The organism is Bacillus massiliglaciei (assembly GCF_900098925.1).
GTDB lineage: Bacteria > Bacillota > Bacilli > Bacillales > DSM-1321 > Peribacillus > Peribacillus massiliglaciei.
In genome coordinates this window covers 450,585-475,086 of sequence record NZ_LT622358.1, presented here as the reverse complement: position 1 = coordinate 475,086, position 24,502 = coordinate 450,585, and the positions used below count along the sequence as shown (strand labels likewise).

Annotated in this window: 24 protein-coding genes; 7 read left to right on the top strand and 17 right to left on the bottom strand. The window is 38.6% G+C overall.

Going from position 1 to position 24,502, the window contains the following annotated elements; genetic code table 11:
- Positions 1-30: 30 nt before the first annotated feature.
- From ilvA to BQ4305_RS10700, 8 genes are all read right to left on the bottom strand, one after another.
- Positions 31-1,299, bottom strand: coding sequence for a threonine ammonia-lyase IlvA (ilvA, locus tag BQ4305_RS10735; protein ID WP_110928013.1), 1,269 nt, complete (start codon positions 1,297-1,299; stop codon positions 31-33).
- Positions 1,300-1,674: 375 nt separating this feature from the next.
- Positions 1,675-2,163, bottom strand: a complete 489-nt coding sequence (locus BQ4305_RS10730) for a dihydrofolate reductase (protein ID WP_110927777.1) — start codon at positions 2,161-2,163, stop codon at positions 1,675-1,677.
- 82 nt (positions 2,164-2,245) lie between these two features.
- The gene (locus tag BQ4305_RS10725; protein ID WP_110927776.1) at positions 2,246-3,190 is read right to left on the bottom strand and encodes a thymidylate synthase; all 945 of its coding nucleotides are present in this window, start codon (positions 3,188-3,190) and stop codon (positions 2,246-2,248) included.
- Positions 3,191-3,769: 579 nt separating this feature from the next.
- A complete protein-coding gene (locus BQ4305_RS10715) occupies positions 3,770-4,363 on the bottom strand; it encodes a hypothetical protein (protein ID WP_110927774.1) in 594 nt (197 codons plus the stop codon).
- Between the two features lie 224 nt (positions 4,364-4,587).
- Positions 4,588-4,692: a GNAT family N-acetyltransferase gene (locus BQ4305_RS22085; RefSeq protein ID WP_324611580.1), complete on the bottom strand. Its 105-nt coding sequence runs from the start codon at positions 4,690-4,692 to the stop codon at positions 4,588-4,590.
- On the bottom strand, positions 4,686-4,961 hold the full coding sequence (locus tag BQ4305_RS22080) for a hypothetical protein (RefSeq protein ID WP_324611575.1): 276 nt from the start codon (positions 4,959-4,961) through the stop codon (positions 4,686-4,688). Before BQ4305_RS22080 ends, BQ4305_RS22085 begins: the two co-directional genes overlap by 7 nt.
- 164 nt (positions 4,962-5,125) lie before the next feature.
- The gene (locus BQ4305_RS10705; RefSeq protein WP_110927773.1) at positions 5,126-5,668 is read right to left on the bottom strand and encodes a helicase; all 543 of its coding nucleotides are present in this window, start codon (positions 5,666-5,668) and stop codon (positions 5,126-5,128) included.
- A gap of 194 nt (positions 5,669-5,862) precedes the next feature.
- Positions 5,863-6,108, bottom strand: a complete 246-nt coding sequence (locus BQ4305_RS10700) for a hypothetical protein (protein ID WP_110928012.1) — start codon at positions 6,106-6,108, stop codon at positions 5,863-5,865.
- A gap of 579 nt (positions 6,109-6,687) precedes the next feature.
- Between BQ4305_RS10700 and BQ4305_RS10695 the strand changes: the two genes are divergently transcribed.
- The 3 genes from BQ4305_RS10695 to BQ4305_RS10685 all read left to right on the top strand — a co-directional run bounded on the left by BQ4305_RS10695 (position 6,688) and on the right by BQ4305_RS10685 (position 9,027).
- Positions 6,688-7,263 (top strand): TetR/AcrR family transcriptional regulator, encoded by a 576-nt coding sequence (locus tag BQ4305_RS10695; protein ID WP_110927772.1) that lies wholly within the window; start codon positions 6,688-6,690, stop codon positions 7,261-7,263.
- A gap of 190 nt (positions 7,264-7,453) precedes the next feature.
- Positions 7,454-8,353, top strand: coding sequence for an NAD(P)-dependent oxidoreductase (locus BQ4305_RS10690; protein ID WP_110927771.1), 900 nt, complete (start codon positions 7,454-7,456; stop codon positions 8,351-8,353).
- A 281-nt stretch (positions 8,354-8,634) separates the two neighbouring features.
- A complete protein-coding gene (locus BQ4305_RS10685) occupies positions 8,635-9,027 on the top strand; it encodes a hypothetical protein (RefSeq protein WP_234396931.1) in 393 nt (130 codons plus the stop codon).
- Positions 9,028-9,098: 71 nt separating this feature from the next.
- Here the strand turns inward: BQ4305_RS10685 and BQ4305_RS10680 are convergent, their stop codons facing one another.
- The 5 genes from BQ4305_RS10680 to uxaC all read right to left on the bottom strand — a co-directional run bounded on the left by BQ4305_RS10680 (position 9,099) and on the right by uxaC (position 14,567).
- Positions 9,099-9,602 (bottom strand): GNAT family N-acetyltransferase, encoded by a 504-nt coding sequence (locus BQ4305_RS10680; protein ID WP_110927769.1) that lies wholly within the window; start codon positions 9,600-9,602, stop codon positions 9,099-9,101.
- A 101-nt stretch (positions 9,603-9,703) separates the two neighbouring features.
- Positions 9,704-10,180 carry a DinB family protein gene (locus tag BQ4305_RS10675; RefSeq protein ID WP_110927768.1) on the bottom strand — a complete coding sequence of 159 codons (477 nt, stop codon included), beginning with the start codon at positions 10,178-10,180 and terminating at the stop codon, positions 9,704-9,706.
- A 912-nt stretch (positions 10,181-11,092) separates the two neighbouring features.
- The gene (locus tag BQ4305_RS10670; RefSeq protein ID WP_110927767.1) at positions 11,093-11,863 is read right to left on the bottom strand and encodes an SDR family oxidoreductase; all 771 of its coding nucleotides are present in this window, start codon (positions 11,861-11,863) and stop codon (positions 11,093-11,095) included.
- 18 nt (positions 11,864-11,881) lie between these two features.
- A complete protein-coding gene (locus BQ4305_RS10665; RefSeq protein ID WP_110927766.1) occupies positions 11,882-13,150 on the bottom strand; it encodes a nickel pincer cofactor-dependent isomerase, group 22 in 1,269 nt (422 codons plus the stop codon).
- On the bottom strand, positions 13,080-14,567 hold the full coding sequence (gene uxaC / locus BQ4305_RS10660) for a glucuronate isomerase (protein WP_110927765.1): 1,488 nt from the start codon (positions 14,565-14,567) through the stop codon (positions 13,080-13,082). The genes BQ4305_RS10665 and uxaC overlap by 71 nt, the downstream gene beginning before the upstream one ends.
- A gap of 460 nt (positions 14,568-15,027) precedes the next feature.
- On the opposite strand from uxaC, the gene BQ4305_RS10655 reads away from it, so the two are divergent.
- Positions 15,028-16,191, top strand: a complete 1,164-nt coding sequence (locus BQ4305_RS10655; RefSeq protein WP_110927764.1) for an ROK family protein — start codon at positions 15,028-15,030, stop codon at positions 16,189-16,191.
- A gap of 249 nt (positions 16,192-16,440) precedes the next feature.
- Here BQ4305_RS10655 and BQ4305_RS10645 read toward each other — a convergent pair whose 3' ends face one another.
- The 4 genes from BQ4305_RS10645 to BQ4305_RS10630 all read right to left on the bottom strand — a co-directional run bounded on the left by BQ4305_RS10645 (position 16,441) and on the right by BQ4305_RS10630 (position 21,726).
- Positions 16,441-18,840 (bottom strand): glycoside hydrolase family 31 protein, encoded by a 2,400-nt coding sequence (locus BQ4305_RS10645; protein ID WP_110927762.1) that lies wholly within the window; start codon positions 18,838-18,840, stop codon positions 16,441-16,443.
- Positions 18,841-18,954: 114 nt separating this feature from the next.
- Positions 18,955-20,250, bottom strand: coding sequence for a TRAP transporter large permease (locus tag BQ4305_RS10640; protein WP_110927761.1), 1,296 nt, complete (start codon positions 20,248-20,250; stop codon positions 18,955-18,957).
- Positions 20,247-20,735: a TRAP transporter small permease gene (locus BQ4305_RS10635; protein WP_110927760.1), complete on the bottom strand. Its 489-nt coding sequence runs from the start codon at positions 20,733-20,735 to the stop codon at positions 20,247-20,249. Before BQ4305_RS10635 ends, BQ4305_RS10640 begins: the two co-directional genes overlap by 4 nt.
- Positions 20,710-21,726 (bottom strand): TRAP transporter substrate-binding protein, encoded by a 1,017-nt coding sequence (locus BQ4305_RS10630; protein WP_110927759.1) that lies wholly within the window; start codon positions 21,724-21,726, stop codon positions 20,710-20,712. The genes BQ4305_RS10635 and BQ4305_RS10630 overlap by 26 nt, the downstream gene beginning before the upstream one ends.
- Positions 21,727-22,252: 526 nt before the next feature.
- Between BQ4305_RS10630 and BQ4305_RS10625 the strand changes: the two genes are divergently transcribed.
- From BQ4305_RS10625 to BQ4305_RS10615, 3 genes are all read left to right on the top strand, one after another.
- Positions 22,253-22,552 (top strand): TIGR04104 family putative zinc finger protein, encoded by a 300-nt coding sequence (locus tag BQ4305_RS10625; RefSeq protein ID WP_110927758.1) that lies wholly within the window; start codon positions 22,253-22,255, stop codon positions 22,550-22,552.
- A gap of 152 nt (positions 22,553-22,704) precedes the next feature.
- Positions 22,705-22,899, top strand: a complete 195-nt coding sequence (locus tag BQ4305_RS10620) for an acetyltransferase (RefSeq protein WP_110927757.1) — start codon at positions 22,705-22,707, stop codon at positions 22,897-22,899.
- Between the two features lie 269 nt (positions 22,900-23,168).
- Positions 23,169-24,322, top strand: a protein-coding gene (locus BQ4305_RS10615) for an IS3 family transposase (protein WP_110927455.1) whose coding sequence is annotated in 2 segments (ribosomal slippage) — positions 23,169-23,421 and positions 23,421-24,322 — 1,155 coding nt in all. Because the reading frame shifts where the segments join, the coding sequence is not laid out codon by codon here.
- The last annotated feature ends 180 nt before the right edge of the window (positions 24,323-24,502 follow it).

Here is a 24,502-nt window from a genome sequence, read left to right as displayed (position 1 = left end):
AATCCAGAATGGAGCTATCCATCCTTCTCGTTAAATTAACAGGTTAAACAAGCTGCTGTCTTTATTGACTTCAACAAAAGGAAAACCTTTTTTCTTCAATCTGGCTTTGAGACCCTCATAGTCCTCTTTCTTTGCAAGTTCGATTCCGACAAGAGCCGGCCCGCTTTCTTTATTGTTTTTCTTTGTATATTCGAAGCGGCTGATATCATCGTCAGGTCCGAGCACCTCATCAAGAAACTCTCGTAAAGCTCCAGCCCGCTGAGGAAAATTGACAATGAAATAATAGAGCAGGCCTTCATAAAGAAGAGATTTCTCCTTGATTTCCTGCATTCGGCTAATATCATTGTTGCCCCCGCTTACCATGCAAACAACCGTTTTTCCTTTGATTTGTTCCTTATATTGATCAAGGGCTGCTACCGAAATGGCACCGGCCGGCTCAGCCACAATCGCATGCTCATTATATAAATCAAGGATGGAAGTACAGATTTTCCCCTCTGGCACACATACAATATCAGAGAGAGTTTCCTTACATATCTGGTATGTTTTTGATCCGACACATTTAACAGCTGCACCGTCAACAAACGTATCAATATGATCCATCTCCGTAACGGTCCCCAGATCCAGAGAATATTTCATTGAAGCAGCCCCTAATGGTTCTACACCAATGCAGGCAGTTTTAGGCGATACCGCCTGAAAATATGTAGATAATCCTGCCATTAACCCGCCGCCTCCGATGGCAGCGAAAACAAAATCGATATCTTCATCGCAATCATTGATGATTTCAACAGCCGCTGTCCCTTGACCGGCAATGACCATTTCATCATCGAATGGATGAATAAACGTTCTCCCTTCCTTACCCGCACACTCATTTGCTTTAGCAAAAGAATCATCAAAAGTATCTCCGACAAGAATAATTTCAACCAGCTCTTTTCCAAATAAGGCAACCTGGTTTACCTTTTGCCTCGGTGTCGTTGCAGGCATGAAAATCTTTCCGTGGATTCCAAGCATGCTGCAAGCATAGGCTACCCCTTGTGCATGATTCCCCGCACTTGCACAAACAACCCCATTTTTTGTTTCTTCGCTGGTCAGACTCTTCATCTTATAGAACGCCCCGCGGAGTTTGAAAGAGCGGACGTGCTGTAAATCTTCCCGCTTCAAATAAACATTGCATTCGTATTTGTCCGAGAGACGCTGATTCTTCTGAAGAGGTGTATGAGAAACAATCTCTTTTAATTCACGGTATGCGATTAAAATATCTTCTAGATGAATCCCTTTTTTCATTGCCGCAGTATGATTCATAACAACCCTCATTCCCTTTCTCATCAATAATTCACTTATTATAGCACTTAACGATTCTGAATGAAATGAATTTATCCAAATATTCTACCTTTTCTGCCTCTTCATCCGTTTTCTTACCATATGCAGGATTAACGGGAAGTAGAAAATAATTTGGACAAAAGAAAAGTCAAAACAAAATGCGCATTGAATTTACTGTTTATAGCAAAGATTTGGAAATCTTGAAAGAGACTGCTATGAAAAAACACCAAATTCCCTTTGAGAAATTTGATGTTTCAGATTCGCCCAGCCTTCCCAATCCATTCTAAAAATGATTGTTAAGCCTTGCTCATTTTGCCTATATTCATTTGATGGATTCATGAAGTCGATCCTTCCAAATTATCGAATTTTATCATATACGATGAAATAATATTCATATGGATTCTTTTCATCCTTTAATCCTTTTTCCTTCGATTGAACCTTCCATTCATTTATATCCATCTTCGGGAAATGCGTATCTCCTTCGAATTCTTCATTGATGAATGTGATATATAGTCGGTCCGCTATTTCAAACGTCTGTTTGAATATTTCCGCACCGCCGATTACAAATAATTCTTCTTTTGTCTCTTTTTCCATTTCTTTCAGTTCGTCAATGGAGTGTATAACCGTACAGCCTTCCTGGTTATACGCTGTATCCCTGGTTATAATGATATTTTCTCTTCCGGGCAGTACTCTGCCAATTGACTCAAATGTTTTTCTTCCCATAACAATCGGATGGCCCATTGTTGTCTTTTTAAAAAAAGCCAAATCTGCCGGCAAATGCCACGGCAGCCTGTTATCATTTCCGATTACATTGTTTTTATCCATTGCAACAATAAACGAAATCATCAGCATTAAACCCCTTTCAACACATAAACCCAAGACACTTATATCTTGGGCTCATATGTAAAAAATAACACTCAGATTAAAATTAAACCGCAACTTCCGCTTTAATATGTGGATGAGGATCATAGTTAAGGATTTCAAAATCCTCCAGATCATAGCTGAAGATTGAATTTGGCTTTCTTTTGATTTTCAATTCAGGCAGTGCTTTTGTATCTCTTGATAATTGAATTTTAGCTTGTTCAATATGATTCGAATATAGATGGACATCTCCGCCATTAAAGATTAAATCACCCACTTCTAAGTCACATTGCTGAGCCACCATATGAGTCAATAATGCATAGCTTGCAATATTAAAGGGCAATCCAAGAAACGTATCGACTGACCGCTGCTGCCACATACAGGATAATTTCCCGTCTGCTACATAAAACTGAAAGGCATAATGACAAGGCGGCAGTTTCATTTTGCTTACTTCTCCCGTATTCCAAGCATTCACCAATAGGCGGCGTGAATTGGGGTTCACTTTAATTTCATGAATGAGATTCCCGATTTGATCGATTGAAAAACCTTCTTTCGTCTCCCAGTTTCTCCACTGAGATCCGTAAGCGGGTCCAAGCTCGCCATATTCTTTTGCGAAATCATCATCATGCAGAATTCTCTCTTTAAACTTTTCCATTTCTTTGTTGTACAGCTCTTTAAATTCAGGATCCTTTTGGCTTCGGATTCCAAAATCGGTCATATCAGGTCCGTCATATTCTTCACTCTCTACCCATTTCTTAAATGGCCATTCATTCCAAATATTATTATTGTGCTCTAACAAATAACGTATATTGGTATCTCCCTTTAAAAACCATAAAAGTTCACTGGCCACCAAACGAAAGGGTACCCGTTTTGTAGTCAGCAACGGAAAACCTTTACTTAAATCAAACCGAAGCTGACGGCCAAAAACAGATAAAGTGCCTGTCCCTGTTCGATCGCCCTTCACAGCTCCATTCTCAAGTATATCCTCCAGCAGTTCTAAATAAGTTTCCATATCGCACTCCTCATGTATTTCAGCATTTATTTATGTATTGGTACTTCACAAATTTTAAAATCGTCCACTCTCGCCGTTTTATTTTCGTTTCAACAATAAAAGATACAGTACATAATTGTACTGCAGCTTTTTGACACGAGAATTTTCAATGATTCAATTATAAAATTAAATCCCGCCTGAGTCTACTTCTGTCTTTTTTTTGCTGAAGGATTCCGAATGATTCGCTAATTTCACTTTCTCCAAAAATGGTGAAACCGCATTTTACAAATACCTGCTCTAAGATGACATTTTATGTTACCCTTTTAGAGAAAGAATTTTACAGGAGGGAATTACATGCAAATGATGGGGCTTTTTGGGATGTTTAACATTTTGATATATTTAGGACTCCTTATTTTCGGAATCTATTACGTAATTACTACAATAAAATCAATGAAACAAAGAAATGAATATTTAAAAGCTATTCGAGATGAACTAAAGGAACAGAATAGGACAAATAACAACAGACCCGAAAATTAATCTTCCTATCCTTCCAATAAAAGAACTCGGTAATTGTATCCATAACTTGTCTTATTGTTTTGTTTAAATAACAATTTCAAGACCTGTGGGTTTTTCGTGAGAATCATCATACTCTCTAAAAACGAAGTCCATTTCAGGAAGATCGTCTGGTAACGGCGGAGAAATAATGAAGTTGTATGTGAAATGTCCTGTTGACCCTCCAGCCTGATCTTGCCAACAATCGTATGGCTCTCCTAAAATCAATTCAAAAGTATTATGATGATGTCGAACGATTTCAATTTTTGATTCATAATATTCATCCCAATCAATATGGAGCTGTATAACACTCGCATTCTCATACTGCCTAATAACAGTTACGGAATATACACGACGATCTTTTTCAACTGATTGTAATACCGATATGTGTTTTCTAAATCCAGTCGGTTCAATTCGAGTTTTAAAGGAATCGTACATTTTCAAAGTCCAAAATATCGCTCTTAAATAATCTTCATAAAGATCATACTTTAAAGCCCATTTCGAAATAATATCATCCGGTGGAAATCCTGGGTTGTTTGACAAATCCTTCCGTTGTTTGAACAAAGAGCATATCTGCTTATCAATTTCGATTAGCTGTTTATCGTAAGAATCCGTTGACGGTTCAAATGGCACTTCTTTCATTTAATCCCCTCCTTAACAATAATCTTTACCTTATATTTTCAAAAAGGCTTATTGCATCTAAAATCAGTTTCTTATTCTAAGTTATTTCATTTGCTTACACAGCTCTCTTATATCCTCCCATCCATAAACAAATTCATTTAGTTTTTTACCTGAAATCTCAATCACAATAGTATCTATCCTTCTGGCTCCAAGAGACGCATAAAAAAGGCGAGAGCTGTTTTCTTCTAACATAACACAGTCATAGAAAATATCCCCTTGTTTATTAGGTCTTTGATGATTGCTTCAAACAATAATTTACCTATCCCTTTTCTTTGGTATTCTTTTAAAATATATATAGCATATAGTTCTCCCTTAAATTTAGGGTACTTACCTGTTCTTTCCCACCGTTAGAGAAGCCAACAATTTCACCGTCATTTGTTTCAGAGACAAATACTTCTTGATTTAAAATGATTTCTTTCCATTTTGGTTCTCTTTTCTCATATGTCATTTCTTCTAAAAAATCATCTGGAACAATATTCTTATATGTGGTTTGCCAACTATCAACCTGTACTTTAGCAATGCCATAAGCATCTGTTTGATCGGCTTTCCTAATCTTCATCACACACCTCATTTCCAATTGTATTTGAATTTCATAGCCGATTTCTTTCAATATTTTTTTCTAAGTCGCTGAAAAGAATGAAGTTGAAAGAATGGAAGTAGGTTTGTCTAATAAATGTTCAATATATATCCAACCTGTATCTCTTTCTATGTAATTTTTAAACTTCAAGTTTTCTTACAAAAGATGAAATGATCATCAGGCTTCCAAACATGCATATGATCCGCACAGTAGCCTCTAAGCCATAACACACCGTTAATTTTCCTAAGATAAAATCCCTTTGGAAATTCATCATCTTCTGTAAGTATCTCTGAAGCTATTGTAACTGAACCCTGTGGAGCTTGATTTCGAAGTAATGATTTCCCTGAATTTCCTTCAGGCTGATTGAGATATTCTAATCTAAGGTAAGGTCCTAATTCAACCGGACATAATTCCAAACAAAATTCTCTCGCTTTGCTATAAATCTGATTTGTTGTAGCTCCGTCAGGAAAGCCCAGATAACAGACTGGTAATTCAACAGTCTCAAGGGAGTACTTTATATCAGAAATCGTAAATTTCTCATCCGCTAATAGCCTTTCTGCATACTCATTCATTAAAATAGAGGATTGTTCCAATTTATGAATAAGCTGTGATTTGCTATTTCCTCCAACCTTCACTATCCTAATAATGACTGGGCAATCTGGATATAGTTTTTCGTGTTCATAAAGCAATTGCTCTCCCCCATATCTATAAACTTATTTAATAAAATTTTGTCCAAAAACTATTGATTTTGACAGGTTAATCCATTCTTTTAGGTGTACTTTCTTCACTCAATAATGCTAGAAAGAGTTCATTAATAAGGGAGCTTTCCTAAATATAAGAACTCCCTTTTTTTGACTTCATTAAATTGCTTAAAAAATGGAGGTTAGCCGCCTATCCTTTGAGCTAATAGTAAGAGAAATGCAAAGACAAACCCAGCACCTTTAAACAAAATGCCCATTATACCTGACAGCCATTTCTTTGAAATAAGTGCAAGAATGATTCCTAGTAATGACAGTAAACCGAGTGTGATAATAATTACCGACAAATTGGCATTTGGACCCCTCAGAATGAAGAATATTAAAACATTGCTCAACACAGTGAGAATGGAAAGAATTCCAAACTTATTCATAATATAAATCATCCCTCTCATCTCTAAATTGAAAATAAACATTTGGTAAAATTTGATAAACCAAGTGTATCATAGGAGGCATCTGGTTAGAACAGACAATATTGCTCAAGCTGCATCATCAGTGATTTCTTCTCCACGGTTAATATCAAAATCCAAAATTAGTGTTTAAACAACAAATTCACCCGGCAACAAATTATCATTAACTATCGGCTCAATAAGTATACAAATGAAATTATAGTCATCTTCTTCAATTCTATAAAATTCTCCTATTCTAAGATTTTCTTTCATTACATCATCGGTTAAATATTTTGGTTGTCGTTCCCTTAACGGACACCTCAACACCATCGGTTTCTTTTAATTTATTCCAGCTGCTGAATTTCTTCTCTCATCTTATCCTTAATAAATAGAAATATATTTCGCTTAATAATCTTTTTCCTGCTGCAGAGAGCGCTGAATTTGCAAAAATATAATAAGCGGCTTATTGGAGGCGTGGCCTTTTATATGCTCTTTTTCCCAGATTTATCTGGACCGATTGGTTCATAATTGGTAAACTATGGATAAGTTAGGAGGTGAAGTACTATGGCGCGATTAAAAGGATTTAATCAAGAGCAAGTGTTAAATAAAGCAATGCTGGTTTTTTGGGAAAAAGGCTATCAATTGACCAGTATTCCTGATCTGCTGCATGCTATGGAAATCAGTCGATCAAGCCTATATGAGACATTTATTGATAAGCAGACTCTTTATTGTCAAACTATTGATCATTATAAAAAAATGAGAAGTGAAAAGAAAAAAGCCTTATTGAATGCTCCAACTGTAAAGAAAGGGATAAAGAGTTTTTTTGCTATGCATATCGAATTAGCCTACTCTGAAGATTTTCCAAAAGGCTGTCTGATTACAAATGCAGCTATCTCTTTAAGTTCTCCAGATGAAAAATTTAATCAATTAGTGAAGGAAAGCTTTGATGATTTAGAGAATACCTTTTATGAAGTTTTAAAAAAAGGACAAGCATCAGGAGAAATTGATCAGGCTAAAGACATACATGTACTATCTTGCTTGTTATTAAACCTCAATCATAGTATTAACGTTCTTTCAAAAGTAAAAAAAGACAAAGAGGTACTTTATGATATGATTGAGACCATTTTGGAATTACTGTAATTTTTTTTACCTTATCCGGACTGATCGTTCCATAATTTTCAGGAGGCTCTTTAGATGTGGCTTCCGTGGCTGGTTTAAATGTTCAATCTGCAGCTAATGCCGTCTCGGAAAAATAGTCAGTGTGCCAGAAACCTCTTTTATTTCTGCCTATCAGAGTATCGCAACTAATTAAGAAATGGAGTGAAGAAAAATGAAAATTGGAGTAATTGGACTTGGAAATATGGGATTGCCTATCGCCCAAAACATGTTACAGGCTGGTCATCAGTTGGTTGTCTTTAATCGTACTGCAAATAAGGCTAAACCACTAGTTGAAAAGGGGGCACGATTAGCTGCTTCCCCAGTTGAAAGTGCTCGTGAGACAAACCTTGTCTTTACTATACTCTCTGACGATAAATCTACTGAGGAGATCGTTTTTGGGCAAAATGGAATTTTAGAAGGTTTAGCAGAAGGCGGTATTCACGTTGCAGTGAGCACGATTAGCGTTGAATGTGCTCAGAAATTAGCAAAGGCTCATTCTGAGCGGGGACAACAATTTGTTTCAGCAACAGTATTAGGCCGTCCAGACGCAGCCGCGGCTGCTGCTCTGCGTTTGATTGTCGCAGGACCTCAAAAAGCCCGAAAAAAAATATGGCCAGTTTTAGAAGCAATAGGTCAAAATATTTTTGTCGTAGGCGATGAGGGATATTTATCAAATGTTGCGAAACTCGGTAATAACTTCCTGATTGTAGCCATGCTAGAAGCGCTTTCTGAAGTTTTAATTCTGGTAGAAAAGTACGGAATAGAACAAAAACAGTTTCTTGAGATTGTTAATACACTATTTGCTTCTCCTATTTATCAAAACTATGGAAATATAATTGCAGAACGTAATTTTGAACCAGCAGGTTTTAAAATGAATCTTGGTTTGAAAGATGTAGAATTAATGCTGTCAGCTGCAGATCAGGTTTCCGCTTTATTGCCGCTTGCGGACTTAGCGAAAAATCATTACTCAGAAGGAATCGCAAGAGGATGGGCAAATCTTGATTGGGCAGCATTAATCAAGTGCATTGAAGCAGTATCTTTACAAGAGATAGACAATGCCGCTAAATCATAACACCTAAAGTGTCTTAATTGAATCTTCTGAGGATCTTTTTTTCTAACTATGTCCCCCTCCTGGCGGACATTCGTTTAGTAATTCTGTTAGAGAAAAAAAACAGTAGATGTTACATTACAGGTATTTATCACATTCCTCCTTCCTATTAACAGAAGGAGGGCTTTTCTGTCATTCTTAACTTTCTTATCAGCCCCCTTTTTTCACTGTTTCTTCTATATTCAATGCTAAGTTGATATTGAAACAGAAGATTTTTTACAATATTATGATAAAGGGGGATGAATTTGAAGAAACTTACAGTTGTTATTCTTTCTTTACTATTATTAGTGGGATGTGCCCAACACAATAAAGAGTTAGAAAAATCCTTTTCTTCTATTGTAGAAGAAAAAAGTAAAAATGAAATAGATGTAAAATCTATAACCAATTTCGATTGGGAGAAAGCCTATCTATTTACGCCTTATACTCCGCAAGAATCCATAAATGAACAATTAGGTGTCGATTTTCACGACCGAAGCAGCATCGATTACAGAGATGATATCTATTTATTAGTATTTCTTCATGATGATAAGGTTGTTCAATATGCAGAAATGGATCGTCAGCAAACGGCTGATTTTTCTATAGGCGAAAAGGAATACCTTACTCCATCTAATGCCTCAATATGTATTGAAAGGAATTGATTAGCTATCTAGGCTTAGTTTGTTTTAAAAAATCATGCTTATCACTAAATCCGCTTTTTTTACACTTCTGATTATTTCTGCAAAAGTTTTGCCATAAAAAACTCATTATACGGCCGGCCGTCTATAATAAATGAATTTCTTTTAGTGCCCTCAATTTCAAAACCGCTTTTTTTATATAATGCGATCCCTGCCTTGTTTTCTGTTACAACACTTAGTTCTAACCTTGAGATGTTGCTTGCCTGCGCCCATTTAGTTACATGTTCAAACAATTTCGTCCCTATTCCCTTCCCCCTGAACTCTTGTAAAATACCAATCACCAGATATGCAGAATGCTTTGTTCTTTTTACACTGCCGCCTATTGCAATTATATAGCCAACTAATTTACCTTTCTCTTCAGCTACAAATATCGTTGAATTATTTTTCTTCTCTACTTGTTCTAATCTCTTTTTTTCTTGTTCTGGAGCAGTTTTTCTTTCTCCCTTTCCCATTAGCATAAAATCTGAATTACCCTCCACTTCCTTTATCAAATTTGAAAAGCTTTCTGCATCTTCAACACTTATCTCTCGAATGACCATAAAAGTCTCCCCCCTCTTAAAATATCTACAGAATTGTCTCACTTCTAAGCATTCTATCCAAATCGTTTGAATCTCCCCACATTAAAACGAGTCTTCTGTGCTTAATAAGACTCTGCTGATTTTAACTGCCTGCCGATAAAATTAGCAGATACTGGCGTTCGTTCTAAATCTCTCGCCCAAACAGACAATTGGCCAATATGATGAATTTCATGGGCAATGATATGATGTAATATGGCATCTTGAGAATATTCTCCTTCATCCCAAGGAACAGTTACCATTTCATCATGCTTTTCATCTAAACAGGTCTTCAAAAATGCAGCTATTTCATCACGCAGTGTATTTGAGAGAGTTTTCACCTTCTCAAGAGTCTTATAATTATTAAAATCGAATACCGCGTCTTCTTTACCCTGTATACCGCGAATCCAACTATTTTCAACGTCTATAATGTGAAAAAAAGTATATAAAATACTCCCTGCTCCGCCTATACGATCTTGTAACAACTCCTCTGCTGTTAGTTGCTCGCACCATTCAAACCATTCGTCTCTAACCTGCCAGTTGTACTCAAAAAAATGAATCATGATAATCTCACCGCTTTTATCTTATTTTTTATGTTCCTAAGCCCCTTAATGGGTTTGTTTCAAAAACTCTTTTAATGGGTGTTCTTTGTCTTTTAGCAAAAGGTAATGAACTGTGCCAAAGAAAAGGTTCGGGAAGGCTGTCCATCTCCTGCATGACTGCAAATTGAATTAAGTTCATAATCTTCAGATATTTTATCGGACAGAAATTTACATCATGAACTCAATCCTCTGCACTCTTCTTCAGCAAAGAGCATAAAACTGCGGGATCTCTTTTCTTGGTCCGCCAAGTTAACCTCCCCTTTCCCGCGGTTTCTTCATCTACTACTTTCCGAATAATCTTAACAATTATTTTCATATACAGAGAAGCAAAGAGTTTCCATCTGGATCATTAAAGTATAAAGCTGAAGATTGAGGGTTAATTTGGAATAACGCTGCTGATAGGTCCAAAAACAAAAGCTCCCTTGATATTTCCGCCCTAATCTCCATGAAGGATCGCAAGGTGTATTGGCTTTATCTGAGTCCCATAGTCCAAACCCGCTCTTTCGCTATTTCTACCTAAAAAGTCTTCTTATCTCCTTGATGAGCTTCCTCCAAATAACATTCAATTGATCTGGAATGATTACTAACCGGCAAATGAGATTCATAAATCCCTTTAATTATTTCCCCTCTGTTTTCCATTCTCCCTTAATCTTACAACATTTTAAAAAAGGCTTGTATACCCTTTTATCCTTTTCTGCTTTTGTTTTTTGCCTTCGGCGAGATTTACAGGCAGGCAAAGGGATGGAAGCTCACGGGAAAACATGCAAATCTTTTTTAAAAAGACGGCTCCAGCCGTTCATCTGATGAAACCGTTTCTGAAAAATTATCGCGGTTTTCCTGTATCTTTCCTCTGCCATGCTGTCATCCTTCCTGTTAAATTGTCATGCTGCCGAATCCGCCGTCTACTCGGATCACAGTCCCTGTTACAAAACTGGATGCCTTATCAGATGCTAAGAATACAGCGGCCCCCTGTAATTCGTCCGGATTGCCAAAACGCTTCATTGGTGTATGATTCATAATAGATGCTGTCCGTTCTTCACTTAAAATTTTCCGGTTTTGTTCTGCTGGAAAGAATCCTGGTATAATAGCATTTACGCGAATACCTTCTGGTGCAAACTCCCGCGCCAAAAATTGCGTTACACTATTTAATCCTGCCTTTGACACAGAGTAGGTAAACACTTTAGACAGCGGCGTCGTCGAGGAAACGGATGAGATATTAATAATGCTGCCTTTCCGCTTTTGTTCAATCATTTTTTTTGCAAAAACTTGGCATGTTACCACAATGCCCTTTAAATTGACATCCATAATATCATCCCATTCGTCCATCTCCAATTCAAAAAATGGCGTGGCACTGTTTTTTCCAGGTGCATTTAACAAAATATCAACCCCCCCGCTCCATGCTTCAATATCGGCTGCCGCTTTCTCCAGCTGATTCCGTGAGACAACATCTGCCTGAAACGCTTTGGCTTCTCCGCCCATTTCTTGAATTTCCTTTACAACTGCTTCTGCTTTTTCAAGATTACGCCCAACAATCGCAATTTTCGCCCCGTGGGCAGCCAGCCCTTTTGCCATGGATGAACCAAGCACACTGTTGCCGCCGATTGCTGCCACTGTTTTTCCGCTTAAATCAAATAGTGTGTTCATGCTATTCCCTCCCAAGAATTAAGCTAGATTTCCGTTCTCGTCAAAATTCCATTCCGCCGGCTCTGTGACAGCCTCTAATTGCGGATGATCTTTCACATAATTATACAATGCTTCTGATACTTCAATTTCCGCTATTTCCAGGGTATTTTTGATGCGGACCAATTTGACCTCCGTAAAGTCTAAAATATTGCATGTTTTAATCGCTGCTTTGATCGCTTCTTGGTCATTCGCCAGGGTCGTCGCAATTTTTGTCGGCGCGCAAACCGTTGAGGTCAGGCCATTGGCATATGTTGCTTCACGGTCCATTTTGTCTACGAGCCGCTGTGTTGTAAAATCAGCTGTCCCCACTCCATTGGCATTTCCTTCTGTTTCATGTGTTAAGTCCAGCACGACCATTTTACTTACATCCGGACCTCCTGTTGCATAAGGGGTTGGAAAGCGGCCGGTAATGTTCGGATCCATGCCGTCTCCGCTAATATTTTTTCCGATTTCATCAATTACCAGGACATCTATCTGATCAAAAAACAGCTTTGGCAGCATTTCTTTCGCCTTAACCTGCAGCAGTTTTTCATGAACCATAATATCCTGCTTCATCAATACATCCGCAATTGCCGCTTTATCAAAGGCGTTTTCAACTGTCGCCACTCCGAAAAGGAACGGCCGCTCGTTCATGATAATTTGCGCCATGGCCGGTACGTTTTCCGCCATATACTTAAAGCCCATCTGGTGGCATGCTTCTGCCCCTTTTTGCTTCCCGAGGCCAATACTGATCATTTTCATTATGCCGCTCTCTACCGGTCCGCGAAAAGCGGTATGCGGTTTAATCCGGTTAATGACAACGAGGCCGTCCGCTTCAGAAGCAAACTTGTCAATATAGACCGGCAATCCGTTTTCCAGCTCACCAAGCTTCACGACCTCCATCGTGGAACGAATTGGTGCACCTGCGCTTTCCTCGGTAACACCCAGATGGCGAAGGACATCCCTCTGCCCTTCCGCTGTCGCACCGCCATGGCTTCCCATGCTTGGCACGATAAACGGCTCTGCTCCGCATTCTTTTAAAAAAGCAATCGTTGCAGCTGTGATTTCAACAATTCGGTCCACTCCCCGGCTGCCGACTGCGACAGCAATCGACATGCCCGGCTTTATAAGGGAAATTATTTTTTCTTGATTAAGTTTGTCATTTAACGCGGCAGTCAAATCTTCAATCTGTTGATTATCAAAGCGCTGTCTTACTTTCATCATTCTCGGCACCGGTATGTCCTTTAACAGCTCCTGTAGAATTCCCATTTCCAGTTCCTCCTTTGCGCGTTAAAAAGTATCTCTTAGCATTTTCATAACCGATATTGCGGACCATTTGTGCTAAAAATTCAATATTATTCACTGCTTTCCCCTGTTCTGCCCATTCGCCAAGCAGATTACATACAATGCGGCGGAAATAATCATGCCGTTCGTATGAAATAAAGCTGCGTGAATCCGTCAGCATACCGATAAAGTGGCTGAGCATTCCTACATTTGCAAGAGTTTTCATTTGTTGCTCCATCCCGTCTATATGATCGTTAAACCACCAAGCAGAACCGAATTGGATTTTCCCTGGCACTCCTGCTTCAGAGAAGTTGCCGGTCATTGCCGCAAGCACTGGATTGTCTTTCGGATTTAAATTAAACAGAATCGTCCTCGGCAGGCTGCCTTCCGTTTCAAGCGCATCCAAAAAGCGTGATAATCCTTCTGCCACATCGCCATCTCCCGGTGAGTCAAATCCTGTGTCTGGTCCAAGCTTCTCCTTCATCGGTGTATTATTGCTGCGCATTGCGCCTATATGAAGCTGCATGACCCATTCTTTTGCTGCGTACATTTTCCCCAGCTCTTTTAATATGAACGAACGGTAGCGCAGCACCTCTTCTTCTGTTAATGTTTCTTTCTTTTGGCGTTTAGCAAAGATCTGCGCTGCTTCTTGTTTTGTTGTCTCTGTATAAACCATTTTTTGCACATCATGGTCAGATGCCCGGCCTCCATTTTCATGGAAGAAATCAACACGCTGCTGCAAACCCTTTAAAAAATCTTCAAATGTCTCTATTTTAATACCTGATATATCAGACAGCTTAGCTATCCATTCGATAAATTTGGGGCGTTCAATGAATAAGGCGCCATCCGGCCTGAATGTCGGTGCAACGGTGATGCGGAACGTCTCATCCTCAGCCAGCAGCCTGTGATAGCGTAAATTAGATACCGGATCATCCGTCGTACCGATAAAAGCCACATTTGATCTATTGATGAAATCACGCGGATAATAGCCCGGCTGCTGTAATTTTTTGTTGCATTCTTCCCAAATTTCTTTTGCTGTAGCAGGCGTCAGCAGCTTGTCGATCCCAAAATATTTTTTTAATTCCATATGTGTCCAATGGTAAAGCGGATTGCCGACTAAATATGGAACTGTCTCTGCCCAAGCTTCGAACTTCTCCCAGTCACTTGCATTTCCAGTAATACGTTCCTCTTCAATACCGTGAATGCGGAGGAGGCGCCATTTATAATGGTCTCCTCCAAGCCAAAGCTGGGTAATATTTTTATACGGTTTATTCTCCCAAATTTCCTTTGGATCAAGATGGCAATGAAAATCAAAAACTGGCAGGTCTTTTGCTGCTTTTTCATAAAGAGCAATAGCTGTTTCGTTGTATAGCAAGAAGTCTTTTGTCAAAAACGAAGTCATGAGTCTTCCTCCTTCAATAAATTTATCAATATTTGTAAACCCTTTCAAAGTCCGTTATCTTAATTTGTTTACCAAACGAATTAATTATAAATTATCATGTGTCAAATCATCCGTCAATCATGAACTAAAAAGCCTCAGGCTTGTAACTTTTACAGTATTTTCTCAGGAGAATGATGTCGTGGAACAGCACTCCCTAACTATTTCGATTTTTTTTACATTTTTTACTCGGTTCTAGAATGAACCTTCTTTTTCACCGAGCGGGGACAGTCTTGGGCAATGCTCTTTTACTCCTTCCTTGAAAATCATTTTCTTCCTCTTCTAAAGTAAACGATTTTATTTATTGGCAAGCCTTATTTGTTTACCAAACAAATTATTGTATAATAACTGTATTATTTATTTTTTTGGTGCAACCACTCTTTTTTTCGAGTAAAACCGTAATTAAACGAAGGAGGAAGTTTTTATGGCCGCAACGGGCGATGCTGCATACATAAAGCAAATTAACCGCTCGCTGATTTTACAAAAAATCATTGAAAAAAAAATGATTTCACGGGCAGATTTATCAAAATTGACAGCTTTAACCCGGGCAACGATTTCTGTTCAGGCAGCAGACTTGCTTGATGATGAGCTGATTATTGAAACCCGTCATGAGCACCATTCTGTCGGCCGGCGTCCAATCATGCTTTCGATCAACCGGGAAGCCGGATTTGCACTTGGCATTGATCTCGATTATGGAACTATGACGTTTGCTCTGTCGGATTTGCTCGGCAAGCTGATTTCCCTTGAAACCGTGCCGCTTAGCTCTATGAACTATGAGGATATCATTCAGACAGCATCTCAGCAAATTGCCCATTTTCAAGAACAGGTTTCTTCCAGCCGCTATGGGCTGGTCAGTGTCGTTGTCGGCATCCACGGACTGGTCACACTGAAAGAGGAAGTACATTTTGTCCCCCGCCTCGGCTGGAATAATGTGAAGCTGAAAGAAGATTTAGAACAGGCAGCAGGAATTTCGGTCACGATTGAAAACAATGCAAATCTCTGTTCATTGGCAGAGCGGGTTTTTGAACATCACGACGCGAAAAACCTGCTTGGCGCCAGCCTCTCTTCCGGTATTGGACTGGGCATTATGATGAATGAGTCGTTTTACAAAGGAGAAGACGGCTTTGCGGGTGAACCCGGCCATATGATTATCGTCCCAAACGGTAAACCGTGCAGCTGCGGAAATAAAGGCTGCTGGGAACAATACGGCTCAGAATCTGCCTTTTATCATGAGCTCGCTGAAAAAAAAGGCCGTGATTACGTCACACTTGACGATGTGTGCGGCTGGCTGCAGGAAAATGACGAAACAGTTGTTGAGATGCTGGATTCGTTTATTCTTTATTTAAGTGTCGGCCTAAACAACATGATTAACTTATATAATCCTGCTGTTGTCGTGCTGAACAGTGAACTGCTGCGCGTATATCCAGAATCGGTTGCACGCATTGAAGATAACTTAGTATCGAACATTAGCCATTACAAGCACCTATACGTCTCAAACCTTGGGAAACAAGCTTGTGTTCTCGGTGCTTGTGCGCTTGGCATTAAACAGTTTTTTCATATTTCCACGCTTCAGCTTGAAGCCGAATGAAGCGGCTGCCCTGCATGCTGCATTCAGCGATACGCAATGTATTTCATTTACTGATTTTTAACAAGGTCAGAATAAGGTAAGCTGGGTCATATAAAAATATCAAATTTCCTCAGGCGGGAAATTTGATATTTTTTGCTAGGTGTAAAGGATTTTTGTTTCAGGGACACTTTCCGGGGAGCACCGCTTCGGCCTGCAGCCCCCTGTTCTGTTCCCCCATCAATCGATCCCTCTGCCTTCGGGGAGCAGCTTTTACAGATGTACTGTGTAACTGCTGTTATTCCTTGATGGTTCTTCACCATTTATATATAATCTTCTTTGTTCGTTTTCAGGTAAATAAAAACGCAATGTGCTGTATGGAAGTTCATATTCTCCTTTCACTTTAAGGCTTACTTTTATCGCTTCTTGATCAGCATCCATTTGAACTGAAATCATTGTATGATTTACCCGGTAATTAGCTGAGATGCCATCATCCTCATAAAGCTCATAGAAGGTGCTCCCTGATTGTTTAACAGGGAACAGCAAGAAGCCCCGCCCGTCCTTTTCTTTATCCGCAAATGAAACTTCAGCATCATTGATAGGTATAATACTTCCAGCTTTTATTAACAAAGGGTTATAGGCCAATGGTGCGGGGAGCGAAACAGTTTGCCCTCCTTCATACCAGTCGGAAGTATGGAAATCATACCAGCCTTCTTCGTATTTCGGTAAATATACAGAGCGTTCCCTCTGTCCTTTTTCAACTACAGAAGCAACGAGCATTGATTCACCCAGCATGAAATCATCATTTTCTTCAAATGTTTTTTCATCTGCTTCAAATTCATAAAAAGTCGGACGAATAATCGGTTCGTACTTTTCATGTGCTCGGTACAGCGCCGTATATAGATATGGAATGATACGATGACGGAACTTGATGAGATTTCGGATAAGACCCGCATCTTCCTCATACATCCAAGGGACATTAACCGTTTTATCATCATTCCAGGAATGGATCGTAAAGCGCGGATGGAAAACGCCATTCTGTACCCATCTAACTAATAATTCCGGTTCCGGAGCCGGACCTGAAAAACCGCCGATATCATGACCAATATTATAAATACCAGATAAGCTTAATCCAATTCCCATTTTAATATTGTATTTCAACGATTTCCAGCTTGTATAGTTATCTCCAGACCATGTTTGAACATAACGCTGCATTCCCGGACTTCCTGATCTAGAAATTAAATACGGTCTGATCTCAGGAGCAAACTCCTTTTGTGCTTCATAAGAAGCTTTCATCATAAGAAGCGGCTGAATGGCCCGTATATTTTCAAAGTTCGTTTCCTCACCAAAGCCATTGCAAACAACGTTTTTAGCCCAAATCTCAAATTCATTATTATCATTCCAAGTGGAGTCTATTCCGTACTCTAACAGCTGTTCTTTGACCTTTTGCTTCCACCAGTTAATGGACTCTTCATTCGTAAAATCAAGATACGCACCAACTTCATCCCAGAATTGCGCCATCTCCACTTCGCCATTTTCATTCAAAATAAACAATTTCTTTTCTTTTAATTCATTGAACAATGGGTGATCTTTCAGCAATGCCGGTTTGATATTTGCGCAAAGTCTTACGCCTTTTTCGTGGTACTCCTTTATAAACCCTTTCGCATCGGGAAACTTATCAGTATTCCAATTGAACACATAACGCTTATCTTTAATAGATGTATATCCAGAAGATAATTGGAATGATTCACAAATGATATCGTGTTCTTCACATTCTTCAATGAACTTTTTCAATTGATCCTGCGCGTCAGGGGCATCTGTATAGGTCATCGTTGAACCAGAATATCCAAAACTCCATTTAGGGGCAAAAATGGTTTTGCCCGTCAGCCAAGAGTATTTTTTTACAACATCTTTCACTTCAGGCCCTAAAATCAAATAATAATCTAAGTCTCCCGCCATAGATTGATAGTATCGATACCAGCCATGATAATTATCCATTTCATTTCCCATATCAAAAACACTCTGTGCCATATTGTCATAAAAGATGCCGAAAGACAGACTGGTTTGGCTATTTCTCGTGATATAAAAAGGAATATGTTTATATAATGGATCCGTATGCTGTGCATCATAACCCATTGGATCTATACTTAACATCCGGTAGCGCTTTCCGTAACGGTCAGTTTCTCCGCTTTTCTCCCCCAGCCCGAAATACTGTTCATCTGCTGTACGCTTGAGATAATGGAAAATCCCTTCCCCTAATGAGCCATCGAAGTTATAAGCCTGAGTATTTCGATCTGCTGCAATTTGCTGTTCATTTCCATCCCTGTCTTTGGAGAACCAGGTAATTTTAAATCCATTCAGCTCAATATGCAGTTTTAACTTTTCGGTTTCAACCATGCAATAGCTGCCTTGGTCTTGAAACGTATATGCTGGAAGTGAGAACGGTGACAAGTCCAGTCGATCTCTTCCTTCAAACGGAACGTCATCCATTCCCGGAGCGACAAGCCAAGTTTTTTTCACCTTCAGCTCATCCCCTTTTGATATCAGCACTCGTATCAGATCTTTCTCTAATACAAAAATTCTGGCTATAACTTCTGAATGTTCTAATTGAAACGTTAAAACATTGCTTTTTTCATCTATGATTTGAAATGGATAGTTTTCTTTTAAGGACATTATACTCACCTTTCCGTATTCTCAATTATAAAATTTGATGACCATCTGATGATTCTACGCGCAGTAATCTCTTAATCGAATGTTTTAGAGAAGCCGGCACAGCCTTGGTTCAATTTATAATCCAAATAGCTGCGGCAGGAACAAACTGATTTGCGGAATAAAGGCAACAAGCAGCAATACCGCAATGACCGCTGCAAAAAACGGAAGCAGCGTCTTAATTACATGTTCAATGCGGATACCTGCGACACTGCATCCCACAAAGAGAACACTTCCGACAGGCGGTGTCATATTGCCAATACATAAAGCAAAACATAAGATCGTCCCGAAATGAATAGGGTCCATATTGAATGTTTCGGCAATCGGCAGGAAAATAGGCGTGAATATCAAAACAGCAGGTGTAATATCCATAAACGTCCCAATCACTAGTAAAATGAAAATCATAATAATCAGAATGCCGTATTGGTTATCTGTTAAAGACAATAATCCAGTACTCATTGCCTCTGGCAGGCCTGTATAAGACATAACCAGCGAAAACAGGGCAGATGCCGTAATTAGAAAAAGAATCATCCCGGTTATATTAATAGTTTCTTTGAAGATAGCCGGGATGTCTTTCCACTTCAGATTTTTATAGAAGAGTGACAAAATAACTGAATACACAACAGCAACTGCGGCCCCCTCTGTCGCTGTAAAGATTCCCCCTACAATACCGCCAATTACGATGACAATCAGCAGCAGGCTCGGTACAGCACTCCAAATAATGTAAAGCACATCACGGATTCCAGGCATTTTAGAAACCGCGTATTTTTCCTTTTTCGCCATAAAAAACGCAACGATCATAACGGCAATCCCCCAGAGAATACCTGGGATGTAGCCAGCTATGAAAAGCGCAGCTACAGAAGTTCCGCCGCTTACAAGCGAATATACGATCAACAGGGAACTTGGCGGGATAAGCAATCCAGTCGGAGCAGACGCAATATTGACTGCCGCTGAATACGTTGTTTTGTAGCCCTGAGCATTTTGCATCGGGGTCATAATCCGCCCCATTGCTGCTGCAGAGGCGACACTTGATCCGGAAATTGCACCAAATAACATATTTCCGACGGCATTTGTATGAGCTAAAGAACCTGGCAGCCGCCCAACTAAAACCTTTGCGAAATTTATCAGCCGGAATGCAATCCCTCCATTATCCATAATAATTCCTGACAATACAAATAACGGAATAGCCAGCATTGTAAAATTATCAATACCAGTTATCATTCGCTGAGCAGATGTCAAAATTGCCACATCAAACGGTAAGATGAGCGTAAATGTCAAAAGGGAACTGATAATGATCGCCAAAGCGATTGGTATACCAAAAAACAGAAGAAAAAAGAAACTGATGAATAAAACGATCCCTGCAAGCGCCGTCATTGTTTGATCACCTCTTCCCCTTCATTTACGTCGTTTGTGCGCATATTAAGAAATGTAAATAAAATAATGAAAAAACCGCTAACAGGAAGAGCTGCGTATACCATAGCCATCGAAATACCGGTCGCAGCGGCTGTTTGTGAAACAGTCAAAAGCACAATTTTAATGCCGCCATAAACCATTAAAACAGCTGCCAGCACTATAATCAAAATATCTGTAATACGTTCCATGATCCGCTGGCTTTTTATCCCTAATTTTTCTTTAAAAAATAAAATGGCAATATGTTTTTTTTCACCAAAAACATAGGCCGCAGAAAACAAACTAAACCAGATCAATAAATAACGTATCGTTTCTTCTGTTCCAGGAGATGAAATATTAAAGACATACCGCGCCAGAACCTGCCATGTTGAAAGTGCAACCATTGCAATTAATAGAATAATAGAAACAGAAAGCAGCAATTTATCAATCAGATTTTTTACCCTGCTCATTCTCTTTCGCCCCTTTTATTAGTTGATAAATATCTTTAGTTTTTTCATTTTCCATATATTCTTTGTGCAGTGGCTGTACTGCCTCTATGAAAGGCTCTTTATCCACATCAATAAAATGAACTCCCATTTCATTTTTCGCTATATCTTTCGCCTCTTCAATCGTTTTGTTCCATACATCTTCATGGTATCTCGTAGACTCAGCTGCAGCTTCATAAATGATCGCTTTCTCGTCTTCAGTAAATTTTTTGAGTTTTTCTGCATTCATTATCAAAATATCTGGTACAATTTGATGTTCTGTATACATATATGACTTCGCTACTTCACCGTGGTTGTTAGTAACTAATGCAGATTCATTGTTTTCTGCCGCATCAATTACCCCTGCTTGAAGTGCCGTATATACTTCACCATAAGCCATCGGTGTTGGTGTCCCGCCTAATGCTTCAATCATTTTCACACTTGTCTGACTAGGCTGCACTCGAACTTTCAATCCAGCCATATCTGCCGGTGTCTTAACCTCTTTTTCCTTTGTATAAATATTTCGCACTCCTGCATTGTAATAGGTCAATCCAACAAACCCGATATCCTCTGTTTGCTTATATACTTTATCTGTTACTTCTTTTTTGCTCATTGTTTCCTGAAACTCTTGATAGCTTTCAAATACGTATGGCAAACTGAAAATGGAATAGTCAGATTCAAAGCCTTCTAATGCGCTGGCACTCACTTTAGAAATATCTACTGCGCCTGTCTGTGTCAGTTCAATTACTTCCCGCTCACTGCCCAATTGACCGTTGGCAAATACCTTCACTTTTATTTTATGATGTGACTTTTCCTCCACAAGGCGGCCAAATTCCATTAATGATAAGTGAATCGGATGATCTAAGGGCTGGTTATGAGCAAGACGCAGTTCCGTCACGTCCCCTCCATCTGCACTGCTTTGGCACCCTGCCAATATAATCACAAGAATGATTAAGGGCAGCATCCTTTTTCTCATTTGTTTTTTCCTCCTTTTTAACCTTAATAAAAATTCTTGTGCTATTTCTAAAAAGCGCTTTCATAATTAAAGTAACTATTATTCTCTCTATCACTTTAATTTGTAAACTAAACAAACTAATTAATTTATATCAAAATTTTCTATTAATTGCAACCGCGTTCATTTTTTTTGATCGCAATATTTTTATAATCCTTTTAATTGTTTTACTCTATTAAATATGGTGCCATCTTAATCGGAAAATATCTGCTTTCAGTTATTGAATTCTTTCCCCAATCCCTTTCTCTTTCTTCCAAACGCACGTCTTCACACACAGTCACAGATGCTTGGCTTATTCATTTAGGAAATTCTGATAAAATACTTTCATAAAAGAAAGATCTGCTGTGAACATCAAGCCTTCAGTAATTATCATGTTAATCGTTATATCATCATTGTTAATTGATTTTGACTTGAAATTGTTTTAAGCCGATGCAGCTGGCCTGCCAATTTTTAAATTAGCTAGATAATTTAAAAAAGGAATGATGGAGAAATGCTAACTTGTCAAAATTGTAATAAATGTTGGAATTGGAAACAAACGCAAAAAGCTGGATTTGTGTTAGATACAGGAATGACATGTCCCTATTGTAGGAAGAAACAATATCTTACGCCTAAATCAAGGAAAAGACTTTTGCTGTCAAATGTAATGATCCTATTACCATTGCTGCTTCCCCTATTTAATTATTCACCTTTAATTTCTTTAAGTTTAATATTTGTTTTAGGAATAGCCGTATTACTGTTTTATCCTTTTTATAATGTATCTAATGAAGAAACAACTTGGAGAAAAAAATGATTTTTCATTAAGGAGTAGTCTAAAGGAGTGAGGAAAGTGCGTTTTTGTTATAAAAAATCAAAATATTAAACGTTAACAGATTTTTGGAAAGAACTTGCTATGTTAAAATTAACATGAAAAGTTTCGCTAAAATAAAGAAGGAGGATTGCCTTATGAAACATCGTATATGTCCGAAGTGCAATAGTGAAGAAATAAAAAAAGGGACCATGGGGGCCACTGTTGGACAAGTTCACATGTACCCCGAAAACAATCTTAGGAAAAGACCTTCACCAATATCAGCAGAATATTGCGGGAACTGCGGATATATCGTGTCCTTTTATGTGGACAGACCTAAAGATTTAGAATAGTAACGACTATCCATGTTTTTTTCTATACTATTCTTGAAGTATGTAAGATTGAATTTTTGGCACACAAAAAAATCTGTTAAGTGTATTTATATTATAATGTGTTCAAACAAGGAAAAAGTGATCGGTTTATAATAACTAGTAACTAAAAGGGCTGGAAAAAGCGCTAATAACTTTTCTAATATATTTAGCCCTTTAAACACTACATTGATGTTAGACTCAAAAGTAGACACAGTTTATTATTAAAATAACTAATAATAAGAGGTGTCCAAATGAGCAGACAAACATTTGATGAAGATTTCAAAAGAAGCACAGTCCAAATGATGATTGAACAAAACAAATCAGTTGCCCAGACGGCCAGGGATCTGGATATCAACCCAAATACTATTCACAATTGGAAAAAGAAATACGGTGAAGAGTTTATAGAAGCTGCCCTTCCAAACATGACGGAAAACCAACAATTAAAAGCCATGCAAAAACGTCTCCGTGATTTGGAAGAGGAGAATGCCATCTTAAAAAAGGCTATGCACTTCTTCGCGAAAGACCATCGGTAATTTTCTCATTTATCTTCGAGAATCGCTTCAAGTTCCGTGTGGAGAAGATGTGCAACGTTATGAATGTTTCACGAAGCGGATATCATAAATGGGTGGACCGCCCTGAAAGTGAAAAAACCAAACGCCATAAGACCCTGGTTAAGCATGTTCATAAATCCTATTTGGAATCCAGAGGACTTTATGGAAGTCCGAAGATAGCGAAAGACCTAGAGAAAAAAGGGATACCGGTTTGTCAAAAAACAGTAGCTCGAATCATGAAAGAAGAGGATCTTCGATCAAAGACTGTAAAAAAATATAAAGCGACGACGAACTCAAAACACACACTCCCAGTCTATGAAAACAAGCTCAATCAAGAGTTTAAAGTTGATGAGCCAAATAAAGTATGGGTGGCTGATATCACTTATGTTCCCACATCAGAAGGATGGCTTTATCTGGCGAGTGTAATGGATTTGTTTTCCCGTAAAATTGTAGGCTGGTCCGTCGATAAAACAATGACAAAAGACTTGGTTATCAACGCTTTGGACCGGGCTTATAATCGCCAGCAACGGCCGCTCGGATCTGTTCTTCATCATTCAGACTGTGGAAGTCAATATTGTTCGAAAGATTACCAAAAGCAATTAGCCGCCTACAAGATCGATGTAAGCATGAGCAGAAAAGGAAACTGTTACGACAACGCTTGTATTGAATCTTTTCACAGTGTATTGAAGAAAGAACTAATTTATTTGACTAAATACAAGACTAGAGAACAAGCGAAAAAGGAAATCTATGAATATATCGAGATATTCTATAACTCAAAAAGAATACACTCTGCAAATGGTTATTTTTCCCCATCCGAATACGAACGTATGTACTTTGATAAGATTGCGAATTAAGCCAAAACTCAACTTTTCCTCTTCCTTCAAGTACAGAATGCATTCTGTACTTGAAGGAAGAGGCCACCAAGCGTAAGCGCGGTAGGTGAAATAAATCTAAAAAATTGTGTCTACTTTATTGACCTAATACCAACATATACCATTTATCTTAAAAATCCCTAACGTCTTAGCAAGTAGTTC

Coding starts and splice junctions, on each gene's coding strand:
- ilvA (WP_110928013.1), bottom strand. CDS start 1,299: ATGAATCATACTGCGGCAATGAAAAAAGGGATTCATCTAGAAGATATT.
- BQ4305_RS10730 (WP_110927777.1), bottom strand. CDS start 2,163: ATGATTTCGTTTATTGTTGCAATGGATAAAAACAATGTAATCGGAAAT.
- BQ4305_RS10725 (WP_110927776.1), bottom strand. CDS start 3,190: ATGGAAACTTATTTAGAACTGCTGGAGGATATACTTGAGAATGGAGCT.
- BQ4305_RS10715 (WP_110927774.1), bottom strand. CDS start 4,363: ATGAAAGAAGTGCCATTTGAACCGTCAACGGATTCTTACGATAAACAG.
- BQ4305_RS22080 (WP_324611575.1), bottom strand. CDS start 4,961: ATGAAGATTAGGAAAGCCGATCAAACAGATGCTTATGGCATTGCTAAA.
- BQ4305_RS10700 (WP_110928012.1), bottom strand. CDS start 6,108: ATGAATAAGTTTGGAATTCTTTCCATTCTCACTGTGTTGAGCAATGTT.
- BQ4305_RS10695 (WP_110927772.1), top strand. CDS start 6,688: ATGGCGCGATTAAAAGGATTTAATCAAGAGCAAGTGTTAAATAAAGCA.
- BQ4305_RS10690 (WP_110927771.1), top strand. CDS start 7,454: ATGAAAATTGGAGTAATTGGACTTGGAAATATGGGATTGCCTATCGCC.
- BQ4305_RS10680 (WP_110927769.1), bottom strand. CDS start 9,602: ATGGTCATTCGAGAGATAAGTGTTGAAGATGCAGAAAGCTTTTCAAAT.
- BQ4305_RS10675 (WP_110927768.1), bottom strand. CDS start 10,180: ATGATTCATTTTTTTGAGTACAACTGGCAGGTTAGAGACGAATGGTTT.
- BQ4305_RS10670 (WP_110927767.1), bottom strand. CDS start 11,863: ATGAACACACTATTTGATTTAAGCGGAAAAACAGTGGCAGCAATCGGC.
- BQ4305_RS10665 (WP_110927766.1), bottom strand. CDS start 13,150: ATGGGAATTCTACAGGAGCTGTTAAAGGACATACCGGTGCCGAGAATG.
- uxaC (WP_110927765.1), bottom strand. CDS start 14,567: ATGACTTCGTTTTTGACAAAAGACTTCTTGCTATACAACGAAACAGCT.
- BQ4305_RS10655 (WP_110927764.1), top strand. CDS start 15,028: ATGGCCGCAACGGGCGATGCTGCATACATAAAGCAAATTAACCGCTCG.
- BQ4305_RS10645 (WP_110927762.1), bottom strand. CDS start 18,840: ATGTCCTTAAAAGAAAACTATCCATTTCAAATCATAGATGAAAAAAGC.
- BQ4305_RS10640 (WP_110927761.1), bottom strand. CDS start 20,250: ATGACGGCGCTTGCAGGGATCGTTTTATTCATCAGTTTCTTTTTTCTT.
- BQ4305_RS10635 (WP_110927760.1), bottom strand. CDS start 20,735: ATGAGCAGGGTAAAAAATCTGATTGATAAATTGCTGCTTTCTGTTTCT.
- BQ4305_RS10630 (WP_110927759.1), bottom strand. CDS start 21,726: ATGAGAAAAAGGATGCTGCCCTTAATCATTCTTGTGATTATATTGGCA.
- BQ4305_RS10625 (WP_110927758.1), top strand. CDS start 22,253: ATGCTAACTTGTCAAAATTGTAATAAATGTTGGAATTGGAAACAAACG.
- BQ4305_RS10620 (WP_110927757.1), top strand. CDS start 22,705: ATGAAACATCGTATATGTCCGAAGTGCAATAGTGAAGAAATAAAAAAA.